A 12,953-nucleotide genomic window follows, 5' to 3' on the forward strand; every position below is an offset into this window, starting at 1 on the left:
AGCTCGACGTCGTTGCTGCACTGGACGCGGCGGATGATCGAGGTGCGCAAGCAGAACCCGGCGTTCGGCCTGGGCACCTGGGAGGACATGGGCGGCAGCAACCCGTCGGTGCTGTCGTTCGTCCGCGAGTTCGGCGACGACATCGTGCTCTGCGTCAACAACCTCTCCCGCTTCCCGCAGCCGGTCGAGCTCGACCTCCGACGCTGGGAGCGCTACCAGCCGATCGAGCTGCTCGGCACCGTGCACTTCCCGCTGATCGGCGAGCTGCCCTACCTGCTCACCCTGGCCGGGCACGGGTTCTACTGGTTCCGGCTCAACCCGCCGGAGGGAGAGAGCTGATGGCAGCCCGGCTCGACACCGAGGTCCTGGCAGGTCACCTCGCCAACCAGCGCTGGTTCGCCGGCAAGGGCCGCGCCTGGTCCGTCACCGACGTGCGGACGGTCGCTGAGCTGCGCGCACCGGGTCCGGACGCGCCGGGGGTCCGCATCGACCTCATCCAGGTCACCTACGACGACGGGGGCACCGAGACCTACCAGCAGCCGCTCACGTCCTACCCGGCCGAGGCGGAGCACCTGTCGCACGCCTTCGTCGGCAACGAGGACGACGGAGCCGGCGGCACCCGCTGGCTGTACGACGCGCTGCACGACAAGGACAGCACCAGCCTGTGGATCGAGGGCATCGCCACCGGGCGGATCGGCCCCGGCTACGCCTTCCACCGCGAGCCGACGGCGACCGGGCTGCCCCCTGGCGGCCCGTCGATCGTGGTCGGCGCGGAGCAGAGCAACACCTCGCTCATCTTCGGCGACACGTTGATCCTCAAGGTGTTCCGCAAGGTCTCGCCCGGGCTCAACCCGGACATCGAGATGCACTCCGCCCTCGCCGCCGCGGGCAGCACGCACATCGCCGCCCCTCTGGGCTGGCTCGAGGGCGTGTGGGAGCGCAGTGACGGCGAGCCGACGACGGCCAGCCTGGCGATGTCGCAGGAGTTCCTCAAGGGCGCGACCGACGGCTGGGAGCTCGCCCTGACCAGCGTGCGTGACCTCTACGCCGACGCCGACCTGCACGCCGACGAGGTGGGCGGCGACTTCGCCGGCGAGGCGCACCGCCTCGGTGCGGCCACCGCCGAGGTGCACGCCGCCCTCGCCCGCGTCCTGCCCACCGGCCGGCTCGAGGGCAAGGAGCTGGCCGCGCTGGCCGACGGCATGCGCTCCCGGCTGGACCGCGCAGCCGCCGAGGTGAGCGACCTGGCGCCGTACGCCGACGCCTTGCGCAGTGCGTTCGACGACGTCGCGGCCGTCGACGAGCCGGTCCCCGTGCAGCGGATCCACGGCGACTTCCACCTCGGCCAGGTCATGCGCACGCTGCTGGGCTGGAAGCTGCTGGACTTCGAGGGCGAGCCGGCCCGCCCGCTCGACGAGCGACGGCGCCTGGAGACGCCGGTCAAGGACGTGGCCGGCATGCTGCGGTCCTTCGACTACGCGGCGCGGCACCTGCTCGCCGACCACCCGGCCGACCTGCAGCGCGCGTACCGCGCCACCGAGTGGGCAGAGCGCAACCGCGACGCTTTCCTCACCGGCTACGCCGAGGCAGGGGGCGAGGACCCGCGTCGGCAGCCGGTGCTGCTCCGCGCGTTCGAGACCGACAAGGCGGTCTACGAGGTCCTCTACGAGGCGCGCAACCGACCGACCTGGCTGCACATCCCGATGGCGGCCATCGACCGGCTCGCCGGCGAGCACAGAGACGGGTGAGACGACAGTGACCCAGCAGCGCCAGAGCGTCGGCGGACCGGCGGCCCAGCCGCCCGTCGCGCCGGCCGCCACCGAGGACCTGCACCGGCTCGTCTCGGGCACCCACCACGACCCGCACGCGCTGCTCGGGCCGCACCTGCACGGTGGCGCGGTCACGGTCCGCGCCCTGCGTCCCTGGGCAACCTCGGTGGCCGTGCTGGTCGGCGACGTGCGCCACGAGCTGCGCCACGAGAGCTACGGCGTCTGGGTCGGCGTGCTGCCCGGCGCGACGGTCCCCGACTACCGCCTCGAGGTCGCCTACGACGGTCCGCCGCGGGTCGTCGACGACCCCTACCGCTTCCTCCCCACCCTCGGGGAGATCGACCTGCACCTGATCGGCGAGGGCCGCCACGAGGAGCTGTGGCGGGTGCTCGGCGCCCACACCCGCACCTACGACGGCATCGCCGGGACCGTGCACGGCACGTCCTTCGCGGTGTGGGCGCCCAGCGCGCAGGGCGTCCGGCTCACCGGCGACTTCAACTACTGGGACGGCCGCGCGCACCCGATGCGGGCGATGGGGTCGACCGGCGTGTGGGAGCTGTTCGTCCCCGGAATCGGCGACGGCGCGCACTACAAGTACGACGTGCTCGGCCAGGACGGCGTCTGGCGGCAGAAGGCCGACCCGGTCGCCTTCCGCGCCGAGGTGCCGCCGGCCACCGCCTCCGTCGTCTTCTCCTCGGACTACGAGTGGGGCGACGACGCGTGGATGCGGGACCGTCGTGAGCGCGACCCGATCAACGGCCCGATGAGCACCTACGAGGTGCACCTCGGGTCCTGGCGGCAGGGACTGGGCTACCGCGAGCTCGCCGACGAGCTGGTCGGCCACGTGCAGTACCTCGGCTTCACCCACGTGGAGCTGCTCCCGGTGGCCGAGCACCCGTTCGGCGGCTCCTGGGGCTACCAGGTGTCGTCCTACTTCGCGCCGACGTCGCGCTTCGGGTCGCCCGACGACTTCCGCTACCTGGTGGACCGGCTGCACCAGGCGGGCATCGGGGTCATCATCGACTGGGTGCCGGCGCACTTCCCCAAGGACGCGTGGGCACTCGCCCGGTTCGACGGGACGGCGCTCTACGAGCACCCCGACCCCCGGCGGGGCGAGCAGCTGGACTGGGGGACGTACGTCTTCAACTTCGGCCGCACCGAGGTGCGCAACTTCCTCGTCTCCAACGCGCTGTACTGGCTCGAGGAGTACCACATCGACGGGCTGCGGGTGGACGCCGTCGCGTCGATGCTCTACCTCGACTACTCGCGCGAGCCCGGCGAGTGGGTACCCAACGAGTTTGGAGGGCGGGAGAACCTCGAGGCGGTGTCGTTCCTGCAGGAGATGAACGCGACGGCCTACAAGCGGGTGCCGGGCATCGTGACGATCGCCGAGGAGTCGACCGCGTGGCCGGGCGTCACCCGGCCCACGCACCTGGGCGGGCTGGGCTTCGGCTTCAAGTGGAACATGGGCTGGATGCACGACTCGCTCGACTACGTGTCGCACGAGCCGGTCTACCGGCAGTACCACCACCACCAGATGACGTTCTCGATGATGTACGCCTACTCCGAGAACTACGTGCTGCCGATCAGCCACGACGAGGTGGTGCACGGCAAGGGCTCGCTGCTGCGCAAGATGCCCGGTGACCGGTGGCAGCAGCTGGCCAACCTGCGGGCGTACCTCGCCTTCATGTGGGCCCACCCCGGGAAGCAGCTGCTCTTCATGGGCTCGGAGTTCGGCCAGGAGTCGGAGTGGGCCGAGTCGCGCTCGCTGGACTGGTGGCTGACCGACAACCCCGACCACCGCGGCGTGCAGACGATGGTCAGCGACATGAACGCCGTCTACCGCGACTCCCCCGCGCTCTGGTCGCAGGACGTCGACCCAGACGGTTTCCAGTGGATCGATGCCAACGACGCCGGCAACAACGTGTTCTCCTTCCTGCGTTGGGGCTCCGACGGGTCGGCCGTGGCGTGCATCGCCAACTTCTCGGCCGTCCCGCACGAGGGCTACCGGGTCGGCCTGCCAACCGCCGGCCGCTGGGACGAGGTGCTCAACACCGACGCCGAGACGTACGTCGGCAGCGGCGTCGGCAACCTTGGCGCGGTCGAGGCGGACGGCGACGGCTGGCACGCCCAGCCCGCCTCGGCGACGCTCCGGGTGCCGCCGCTGGGCACGGTCTGGCTGCGCCGAGCCGCAGGCTGACCTGGGCCCGGAACGGCTGGTTCCCGTGATGGCCGTCCGGCTGGTCTACGAGACCCACTCGACGACGCTCGACAACGAGGCCGGCGTCTGCACCGGATGGCAGCCGGGTTCGCTGTCCGCCGCCGGCATCCGCAACGCGGAGCAGCTCGGCACTCGCCGCCGTGACGACGGGATCGACCTGGTGGTCTCGTCCGACCTGCACCGCGCGGTGCAGACGGTCGACATCGCCTTCGCGGACAGCCCGGTGCCCCGGCGGACCGACCCCCGGCTGCGCGAGGTCGACTTCGGCGAGCTCACCGGGGCCCCGATCGACGTCGTGCACGCGCAGCGGCGGCGGCGGGTGGACGTGCCCTTCCCCGGCGGCCAGAGCTACCGGCAGGTGGTCGAGGGAGTGCGAGAGCTGCTCGGCGAGCTCGCACGGGACCACGACGGCGAGCGCATGCTGCTGGTCGGGCACGCCGCCACCCGCTACGCCCTGGACCACCTGCTGACCGGACGACCCCTCGCTCGCGCGGCCGCCGCACCCTTCGCCTGGCGCGAGGGCTGGGAGTACGTCCTCGAGGACCGGCTGCCCACCATCGAGGTGCTGGACGGGCCCGGCGCGCTGGCCGTCCTCGACGAGCTCAACCAGGTCTACCGGACGGCCTTCGCCCGCGAGCCCTATGCCGAGTCGGACGAGCGGGTGCGTCAGATCATGACGGAGCAGCTGCCGAGGCATGCCGGGTGGGAGGGCTTCCGGTGCGCGGTCGTCCGCGAGCGCGGTCGGCTGCTCGGCTTCTGCTACGGCTTCACCGGACGGGCCGGCCAGTGGTGGACCGACCAGGTGACCGCCCGGGTGTCCGAGGCACTGGCCCGGGAGTGGATGGGCGGCCACCTCGAGGTGGTCGAGCTCGCCGTGGACCCGGTCGCCCAGGGCCGCGGCTTCGGCGCCGCCCTGGTGGACCTGCTGCTCGAGGGCGCCGAGGAGGAGCGGGCCCTGCTGTGCACCTGGCCGCGCGGCGACGGTCGGCTGCCGGCCCCGCGGCTCTACGCGCGGCTCGGCTGGGAGCTGCTGCAGGAGGAGGTCCTGCCGGACCGCGACCTGTGGGGAGTCCGCATCCACGGCTGAACGAACGTTTGGCGGCGGGCTGCGCGGACAGGATCCATCCCAGTTGCCCCTGCCCGCACACCCACCTGTCGAACGGAGCTCCCGTGAACACGCGCACCATCGCGATCCTCGCGCTCGTCATCGCCGTCGTCCTGCTCATCATCTTCCTGGTCTGAGCCGACCACCCACGACCGTCGCCAAGGCCGCCCCGGCAGGTCCGGGGCGGCCTTCGGCGTCTCTCAGAACAGGGCGTTGGCCAGCGCGGTCCGAGCCCGGGCCACCCGCTCGTCCTGGCTCCCGACCAGCTCGAAGAGCCCGACCAGGTGGGTGCGCGCCGCGTCGCGGTCGTCGCCGCTGCTGCGGGCGACCAGGTCGACCAGCCGGGCGAACGCCTCCTCGACGTGCCCGTCGAGCAGGTCCAGGTCCGCCGCCGCCGCCTGCGCCGCCACGTCGTCCGGCGCCTCGGCCGCCCGGGCCCGCGCCGCCGCCGGGTCCACACCCTGGGTACGTCGCATCAGCTCGACCTGGCCGAGCCCCGCCTGGGCGTCGGCGTCGGCGGGGTCGTCGGCGAGGAGGGCCCGGTAGGCGGCCGCCGCCGCGTCCAGGTCGCCGCGCTCGATCGCGTCGTAGGCCTCGTCGTACCGGGGGTCGGCCGCCGGCTCCTCGTCCACGACCGGCTCGGTCTCCCCCCCAACGACCCGCCCGGTGACCCCGTTGGCCTCGGCCACCTTGAGCAGCTCGTCCAGGTACTGCCGCACCTGCGCCTCGGGCAGGGCGCCCTCGAAGAGCGGGATCGGCTGGCCCTTGACCACGGCGAACACCGCCGGGATGCCCTGCACCTGGAAGGCCTGACCGAGCCGGGGGTTGGCGTCCACGTCGATCTTGGCGAGCAGCCATCGGCCCTGGTCCGCGTCGGCCAGCCGCTCGAGCACCGGGCTCAGCTGCTTGCACGGGCCGCACCAGTCGGCCCAGAAGTCGATGACCACGGGCACCGTCATCGACTGCTCGACCACGACGGCCTGGAAGTCGGCCTCGGTGACGTCGACGACCACGCCGCCCGGGACGGGGGCGGGCCCTGCAGGTCCGGCCGCCGGCCGGGCGGCCAGCGCCGACAGGTCGACGGCGCCGTACGGGTTGAAGGTCGGCTGGCTCATGCCCCCATCATCGCCGATGTCATCCGGGGCCGCCGCGGGCGTGCCGGCCGCGGCCCGTCGGCTGCTGGACCTCGTCGGCCGGCTCGTCCACCGGTCGCAGGTCGAGGACGTGCTCCGGCACGGCCGGGTCACGAGGCCGGCCGTCCTCGTCGTACACGACGTCGAGCACCGCGGCCAGCGCAGCCGTCCACCGCTCCCGCTCGGCCCGCGGCCAGGCCGCGCCGTCCGCCGGCATCACGGCCAGCAGCTCGCGGACGAGGGCGTGCACGTCAGATGTCCCTGGCTCCGCTCGGTCCGCTCAGAACCGCGGAGGCTCGCGGTAGTCGCCCCACTCGGCGCGCAGCGCATCGCAGATCTCGCCCAGGGTCGCCTCGGCGCGGACCGCGTCGAGCATCGGCGGGACCAGGTTGCCGTCCCCGCGCGCCACCTCGACCATGCGGCGCAGCGAGCCGGCGATGGCCTCCTGGTCGCGGCCCGCGCGGCGGTCGGCGAGGACGCGGTTCTGCTGCCGCTCCACCTCGTGAGAGACCCGCAGGATCTCCAGCGGCTCCTCGACGGTCGAGGTGTGGCAGTTGACGCCGACGATCTTCTTGTCGCCCTTCTCCAGCGCCCGCTGGTAGGTGAAGGCGGCCTCGGCGATCTCGGACATGAACCAGCCGTCCTCGATGCCGCGCAGCAGCCCGGAGGTGATCGAACCGTCGGAGCCCATGTCGCGGATCCGGGTGAAGACGGCCTCGGCCTCGGCCTCGATCCGGTCGGTCAGCGCCTCGACGTACCAGGAGCCGCCGAGCGGGTCGGCGACGTTGGCGACACCGGTCTCCTCCATGATCACCTGCTGGGTGCGCAGCGCGATCTCCGCCGCCTTCTCGCTGGGCAGCGCCAGCACCTCGTCCAGCGCGTTGGTGTGCAGGGAGTTGGTGCCGCCGAGCACGGCCGACAGCGCCTCGAGGGCCGTACGGACGATGTTGTTGTCCGGCTGCTGCGCCGTCAGCGACACACCGGCGGTCTGGGTGTGGAAGCGCAGCCACTGCGCCTTGTCCGTCCTGGCACCGTAGACGTCGCGCATCCAGCGGGCCCAGATCCGCCGGGCGGCGCGGAACTTCGCGATCTCCTCGAAGAAGTCCAGGTGGGCGTCGAAGAAGAACGACAGGCCGGGGGCGAAGTCGTCCACGTCGAGGCCGCGCGACTGCCCGAGCTCGACGTAGCCGAAGCCGTCGGCGAGGGTGAACGCGAGCTCCTGCGCGGCGGTCGAGCCCGCCTCGCGGATGTGGTAGCCCGACACGCTCAGCGGCTTGTACGCCGGGATGTGCTCGACGCAGTACTCCATCAGGTCGCCGATCAGGCGCAGGTGCGGCTCGGGCGGGAAGAGCCATTCCTTCTGGGCGATGTACTCCTTGAAGATGTCGGTCTGCAGCGTGCCGTTGAGCACCGAGGGGTCGACGCCCTGGCGCTCGGCGGCGACGAGGTACATGCAGAAGACCGGGACGGCGGGCCCGCTGATCGTCATCGACGTCGTGACGTCGCCGAGCGGGATGTCGGAGAAGAGCACGTCCATGTCGGCGGCCGAGTCGATCGCCACCCCGCAGTGGCCGACCTCGCCGAGGGACCGGGCGTCGTCGGAGTCGCGGCCCATCAGGGTCGGCATGTCGAACGCGACGGAGAGCCCGCCGCCGCCGGCGGCCAGGATCATCTGGTAGCGCTCGTTGGTCTGCTGGGCGTTGCCGAAGCCGGCGAACTGCCGGATGGTCCAGGTGCGCCCGCGGTAGCCGGTGGGGTGCAGGCCGCGGGTGAACGGGTACTCACCCGGCCAGCCGATGCGCTCGAAGCCGGCCACGGCGTCGTTCTCGCCCGGGCCGTAGACCGGGTCCACCGGGTCGCCGGACAGCGTGGTGAAGTCGGCGTCGCGCACCCGGGAGGCGGCGAACCGCTCCTGCCAGCGGCGGCGTCCGGCCTCGATCTCGGCGGCGTCCACGACGCTCCTCCACGGGTGTCGACGATGTGACAGGGACCGGCAGCCGTCGCGGCGCGCGGTCATGTCCCTTTCGTGCCCCGAGAGTACCCGTCGGCCCCTACCCTGCGAGAGGTGGAGAGGGGTGACCGGTCCCCAGGGGTCCGGCTCCATCGATCCCCGGCCGCCGAGGTGAACCGGCCGGGGCGCTTCGGCGTCCTTGGCCTCGACGACATCGTCCCGGGCATGAGCACCAGGGACCTGATCCGACGGGCGGACACGAGATGGCCGGTGTGGCGGTGACAGCGGGTGCCCCCGGGGCAGCCGCCACCGCCCTGTCCCGCGACGAGGCCGCCCGGGTCCTCTGGAACCAGCACTACGGCCCGCTGGCCGGCTGGTGCGCCGCCCTGGTCGGCGACCGCGACGCCGCGCACGACATCGCGTCCGAGGCCTTCACCCGGCTGCTGTCCCGCTGGATGACGGTCCACGACCCCAAGGGCTACCTCTACGTGACCGCGACGAACCTGGTGCGCGACCGCTGGCGCCGGGAGCAGCGCGATCGCCGGCTCTGCCAGCGCATCGAGGAGCGCACCGAGACCAGCACGCCCGCGTGCGACCCGTGGCTGCGCGACCTGGTCGAGCGGCTGCCGGAGCGGATGCGGGTGCCGGTGCTGCTGCACTACTACGCGGACCTGAGCATCGCCGAGGTGGCCGGCGCCCTGCACCGGCCGGAGGGCACGGTCAAGCGGATGCTGTACGACGCCCGGGCCCGCCTGCTGAGCATGATCGAGAGCAGCGAGGGCGGCGGGAGGATCGAGTGAACGAGCTCCCCCGCAAGCGGATCGAGCCGCTCAGCCCGCCGACCGGCGAGCTGGAGCGGGTGCTTGCCCGTGCGCGCTACCGACGGCACCGGCGGGCCTTCGCGCTGCTGACCGTCTCGGTGGTCTTCGTGGCCGGCCTCGGTGGCGGCTTCGCCCTCGGCCGCGACGTGCCACGCGAGGTCGTCGACGCCGTCGACAACCTGACCGACGGGGTGTCCGGCGAGACCACGACCACCAGCGCACCGCCGCCGGCCAGCTCGGCAGCCACCCGGACGCCGAAGGGCAGCCGGACCGAGGACGCCGCGGCGACCGGCGCTGACGTGGTGCGGACCCGGCCGGAGCCGGGCAGCCTGGCCTACCACGGCCAGGCTCTCGGTAGCGCCGGTCAACCCGCGGCCGGGCTCTACGTCTACGTCGGGGTGCCGGACATCGACGGCTTCCTGCCCAGCGGCTGGGCCGTCGGCCGGACCGACAAGAAGGGGCAGTTCACGATCGTCTGCCCGCACGCCCCCGTGCTGCTGGCCCCCTGGCCGTTGCTGGGGGACGCCAAGTCCAAGGCCCGCAACGTCAGCTGGGCCGCGACGTTCGTCGGTGGCGCCACCGACCCGACGGTCGCGGAGGCAGTCCCCTGCACCCGCAGCAACACGGTCGATGTCACCCGCATGGGGCGCGGCTCGGCGGTCGAGGGCGACGTCCACATCCCCGACTCCTGCATCGACGGCGAGATCAGCATGTGGGTGTGGCTGAACGGGGTCCGCGCCGTCCACCTCAAGGTCCAGGATCTCCGGGACGGCGACCACTTCCGGGTGTCGGGCCTCCCGCCCGGCCGGCACGTGCTGGGCGCCAACGGACGGCTGCACCCGGTGACGGTCGGGGGCGGGGACACCTTCACCCAGGACGTGACCTTCTTCTGCGACGACCCGGAGCCGACGTCCGAGCCCAGCCCCACCGATTCGACCTCCACCCCGACCAGCACCTCCGACCCGACCCAGTCCACGGCCAGCCCGACGGGCACGGCCACCGGCACCGCCGAGCCGAGCACCAGCACGACTCCCTAGTCCTCGTGAGTGAGCCCCTCGACCAGGCGGTCGGCCGCGGCGTACGGGTCGGTCCGGCCGGCGACGACCTCGGCGGCCAGCTCGTCCAGGCCGGCCCCCCCGTGCGGCGAACGGACGTCGCCCATCCGGGCCCGCAGCGCCGTGACCGCGATGGCCTCGACCTCGTCGGCGGCCCGCCGCAGCCTCCGGCGGGCCAGCTCCCCGGACTCCTCGAGCCAGCCGCGGTGCTTGTCCAGCGACTCGACGACCTCGTCGACGCCCTCGCCCCGGGCCGCGACGGTCTTGGCGATCGGCGGCCGCCAGTCGCCCGGCTGACGGCGCTCGCCGAGGGTCAGCATGTGCCGCAGCTCCCGCACAGTAGCGTCGGCGCCGTCGCGGTCGGCCTTGTTGACGACGTAGACGTCACCGACCTCGAGGATGCCCGCCTTGGCCGCCTGGATCGCGTCGCCCATGCCCGGCGCCAGCAGGACGACGGTGGTGTCGGCCAGCCCCGCGACCTCGACCTCGGACTGACCGACGCCCACGGTCTCGACCAGCACCACGTCGCAGCGGGCCGCGTCGAGGACCCTTAGCGCCTGCGGCGTCGACCAGGACAGACCACCGAGGTGGCCGCGGCTGGCCATCGAGCGGATGTAGACGTCCGGGTCGAGCGCGTGCTCCTGCATCCGGACCCGGTCACCGAGCAGCGCACCCCCGGAGAACGGCGAGGACGGGTCCACGGCGAGGACGCCCACCCGCTTGCCGAGGCCGCGGTAGGCGCCCACCAGCGCGCTCGTCGTCGTGGACTTGCCCACGCCGGGTGCCCCGGTGAGGCCGACCACGGCGGCCTGCCCGCCGTAAGGGACCAGCGCCGCCATCGCCTCGCGCAGCAGCGGCGACGCGTCCTCGACCAGCGAGATCAGCCGCGCCACCGACCGCGCGTCGCCCTCGCGGGCCCGCCGCACGAGCTCGTCGACGTCGGGAGCCCGGCGGTCGGCGGCCACGCCGCTCAGGAGGCGGCAGGCACGCGCAGGACGAGCGCGTCGCCCTGGCCGCCGCCGCCGCAGAGGGCCGCGGCTCCGAGGCCACCACCGCGTCGCCGGAGCTCCAGCGCGAGCGTGAGGACCAGCCGCGCGCCGCTCATGCCGATCGGGTGCCCCATGGCGATCGCCCCGCCGTTGACATTGACCTTGTCGGAGTCCAGGCCGAGCTCGCGCATCGACTGGATGCCCACCGAGGCGAACGCCTCGTTGATCTCCACCAGGTCGAGGTCGGAGACGTCGAGGGACTCCTTGGCCAGGGCGGCCTTGATCGCGTTGGCGGGCTGCGACTGGAGGCTCGCGTCCGGGCCGGCCACGACACCGTGCGCACCGATCTCGGCCAGCCAGCTCAGGCCCAGCTCCTCGGCCTTGTCCCGGCTCATGACGACGACGGCCGCCCCGCCGTCCGAGATCTGCGACGACGACCCGGCGGTGATCGTGCCGTCGGCCGAGAACGCGGGCCGCAGCTTGGCGAGCAGGTCGGCGGTGGTGTCGGCCCGCACGCCCTCGTCGGTGGTGAAGACGACCGGGTCACCCTTCCGCTGCGGGATCTCGACGGGGACGATCTCGTCGTCGAACAGCCCGTTCTTGGCCGCCTCGGCGGCCCGCTGGTGGGACAGCGCGGAGAAGGCGTCCTGGTCCTCGCGGCTGATGCCCAGGCGGGCGTTGTAGCGCTCGGTCGACTCGCCCATCGCGCACTGGTCGAACGCGCAGAACAGCCCGTCGTGGGCCATCGCGTCCACCAGCTCGACTGCGCCGTACTTGTAGCCGCTGCGGCTCTTGGGCAGCAGGTGCGGCGCCTGGGTCATCGACTCCATGCCGCCGGCGACGACGATGTCGAACTCCCCGGCCCGGATGAGCTGGTCGGCGAGCGCCACCGCGTCCAGACCGGACAGGCAGACCTTGTTGATCGTGAGCGCCGGCACGGTCATGGGGATGCCCGCCTTCACGGCGGCCTGGCGCGCGGTGATCTGCCCGGCGCCGGCCTGCAGCACCTGGCCCATGATCACGTAGTCGACCTGGTCCGGCGCGACGCCGGCCTTCTCGAGCGCGCCCTTGATGGCGACCGCCCCGAGGTCGGCGCCGGAGAAGTCCTTGAGCGAGCCGAGCAGGCGGCCCATCGGGGTCCGGGCCCCCGCGACGATGACGGAACCGGCCATGACCTCGAACCTCCTGTGACGCGACTGCGTGGGCCCGGGACGGGCAGTGTCACGATAGCCGGGTGCTGAACCGCATCGACCACGTCGGTCTGGCCGTCCGCGACCTCGACGCCGCCATCGCCTTCTACCGCGACACCTTCGGCGTCGTCGCCGTGCACGAGGAGGTCAACGAGGAGCAGGGCGTGCGCGAGGCCATGCTCGCGGTCGGCGACTCGGGCTCGTGCATCCAGCTGCTGGCCCCGCTGCGCGAGGACTCGCTCATCGGCAGGTTCCTCGAACGCAACGGCGAAGGCATCCAGCAGGTCGCTTACACGGTCGACGACGTGGCGGCGGTGTCGACCACGCTACGCGGGCGCGGCGTACGGCTGCTCTACGACGAGCCGCGCCGAGGCACCGCCGGCTCGCTGGTCAACTTCGTGCACCCCAAGGACGCCATGGGGGTGCTGGTCGAGCTGGTGCAGCCGGCCGCCGACCCCGGCGGCGCCGAGTAGGTTACCGGCCGGTAATATCCGGGGCAGGCCCTTCCCGGACGCAGCCCGGAGGCAGCGATGAAGGACATCCTCGAGACGATCCTCGGTGCGGACGCCACGCCGGCCGACTACGCGGCGCTCCCGGTCCCGGAGCACTACCGCGGCATCACGGTGCGCCAGGCCGAGGTCGGCATGTTCGAGGGCCGGACCAGCAGGGACAAGGACCCGCGAGAGAGCCTGCACCTGGACGAGGTGCCCACGCCGGAG

At 72.8% G+C, this 12,953-nt stretch carries 13 protein-coding genes; 8 read left to right on the forward strand and 5 right to left on the reverse strand.

Annotation, left to right across the window (positions count from 1 at the left end):
- From VK640_17085 to VK640_17100, 4 genes are all read left to right on the forward strand, one after another.
- Positions 1-339, forward strand: a 339-nt coding sequence (locus tag VK640_17085) for an alpha-glucosidase C-terminal domain-containing protein (protein ID HTE74893.1), incomplete at its 5' end; no start/stop codon positions are given.
- The gene (locus tag VK640_17090) at positions 339-1,748 is read left to right on the forward strand and encodes an aminoglycoside phosphotransferase (GenBank protein HTE74894.1); all 1,410 of its coding nucleotides are present in this window, start codon (positions 339-341) and stop codon (positions 1,746-1,748) included. The genes VK640_17085 and VK640_17090, both read left to right, overlap by 1 nt.
- Before the next feature lie 79 nt (positions 1,749-1,827).
- Entirely contained in the window at positions 1,828-3,969 is a 2,142-nt protein-coding gene (gene glgB, locus VK640_17095) for a 1,4-alpha-glucan branching protein GlgB (GenBank protein HTE74895.1), read from the forward strand.
- A 28-nt stretch (positions 3,970-3,997) separates the two neighbouring features.
- Entirely contained in the window at positions 3,998-5,077 is a 1,080-nt protein-coding gene (locus VK640_17100) for a GNAT family N-acetyltransferase (protein HTE74896.1), read from the forward strand.
- 218 nt (positions 5,078-5,295) lie between these two features.
- On the opposite strand, the gene VK640_17105 is transcribed toward VK640_17100, so the two are convergent.
- The 3 genes from VK640_17105 to VK640_17115 are packed head-to-tail and all read right to left on the reverse strand — an operon-like array spanning position 5,296 to position 8,182.
- On the reverse strand, positions 5,296-6,210 hold the full coding sequence (locus tag VK640_17105) for a tetratricopeptide repeat protein (protein ID HTE74897.1): 915 nt from the start codon (positions 6,208-6,210) through the stop codon (positions 5,296-5,298).
- A gap of 19 nt (positions 6,211-6,229) precedes the next feature.
- The gene (locus tag VK640_17110; GenBank protein ID HTE74898.1) at positions 6,230-6,478 is read right to left on the reverse strand and encodes a hypothetical protein; all 249 of its coding nucleotides are present in this window, start codon (positions 6,476-6,478) and stop codon (positions 6,230-6,232) included.
- A gap of 30 nt (positions 6,479-6,508) precedes the next feature.
- Positions 6,509-8,182, reverse strand: a complete 1,674-nt coding sequence (locus tag VK640_17115) for a methylmalonyl-CoA mutase family protein (GenBank protein ID HTE74899.1) — start codon at positions 8,180-8,182, stop codon at positions 6,509-6,511.
- Positions 8,183-8,457: 275 nt separating this feature from the next.
- On the opposite strand from VK640_17115, the gene VK640_17120 reads away from it, so the two are divergent.
- Together VK640_17120 and VK640_17125 are read left to right on the forward strand one after the other, a co-directional pair.
- Positions 8,458-8,979, forward strand: coding sequence for an RNA polymerase sigma factor (locus VK640_17120; protein HTE74900.1), 522 nt, complete (start codon positions 8,458-8,460; stop codon positions 8,977-8,979).
- On the forward strand, positions 8,976-10,037 hold the full coding sequence (locus VK640_17125; protein ID HTE74901.1) for a hypothetical protein: 1,062 nt from the start codon (positions 8,976-8,978) through the stop codon (positions 10,035-10,037). The genes VK640_17120 and VK640_17125 overlap by 4 nt, the downstream gene beginning before the upstream one ends.
- Here VK640_17125 and meaB read toward each other — a convergent pair.
- Positions 10,034-11,020, reverse strand: coding sequence for a methylmalonyl Co-A mutase-associated GTPase MeaB (meaB, locus tag VK640_17130; protein ID HTE74902.1), 987 nt, complete (start codon positions 11,018-11,020; stop codon positions 10,034-10,036). The genes VK640_17125 and meaB overlap by 4 nt on opposite strands.
- 5 nt (positions 11,021-11,025) lie before the next feature.
- Positions 11,026-12,216, reverse strand: a complete 1,191-nt coding sequence (locus tag VK640_17135; GenBank protein ID HTE74903.1) for an acetyl-CoA C-acetyltransferase — start codon at positions 12,214-12,216, stop codon at positions 11,026-11,028.
- A 62-nt stretch (positions 12,217-12,278) separates the two neighbouring features.
- Here VK640_17135 and mce point away from each other — a divergent pair, with 62 nt between their 5' ends.
- Together mce and VK640_17145 are read left to right on the forward strand one after the other, a co-directional pair.
- Positions 12,279-12,707 carry a methylmalonyl-CoA epimerase gene (gene mce / locus VK640_17140; GenBank protein ID HTE74904.1) on the forward strand — a complete coding sequence of 143 codons (429 nt, stop codon included), beginning with the start codon at positions 12,279-12,281 and terminating at the stop codon, positions 12,705-12,707.
- Between the two features lie 57 nt (positions 12,708-12,764).
- On the forward strand, positions 12,765-12,953 hold a 189-nt coding region (locus VK640_17145), incomplete at its 3' end, for a crotonyl-CoA carboxylase/reductase (protein HTE74905.1).

The organism is Actinomycetes bacterium (genome assembly GCA_035489715.1).
Classification (GTDB): domain Bacteria; phylum Actinomycetota; class Actinomycetes; order JACCUZ01; family JACCUZ01; genus DATHAP01.

Bases quoted from the DNA above. Each gene is read 5' to 3' on its own strand.
- VK640_17090 (HTE74894.1), top strand. From the start codon at position 339: ATGGCAGCCCGGCTCGACACCGAGGTCCTGGCAGGTCACCTCGCCAAC.
- VK640_17100 (HTE74896.1), top strand. From the start codon at position 3,998: ATGGCCGTCCGGCTGGTCTACGAGACCCACTCGACGACGCTCGACAAC.
- VK640_17105 (HTE74897.1), bottom strand. From the start codon at position 6,210: ATGAGCCAGCCGACCTTCAACCCGTACGGCGCCGTCGACCTGTCGGCG.
- VK640_17135 (HTE74903.1), bottom strand. From the start codon at position 12,216: ATGGCCGGTTCCGTCATCGTCGCGGGGGCCCGGACCCCGATGGGCCGC.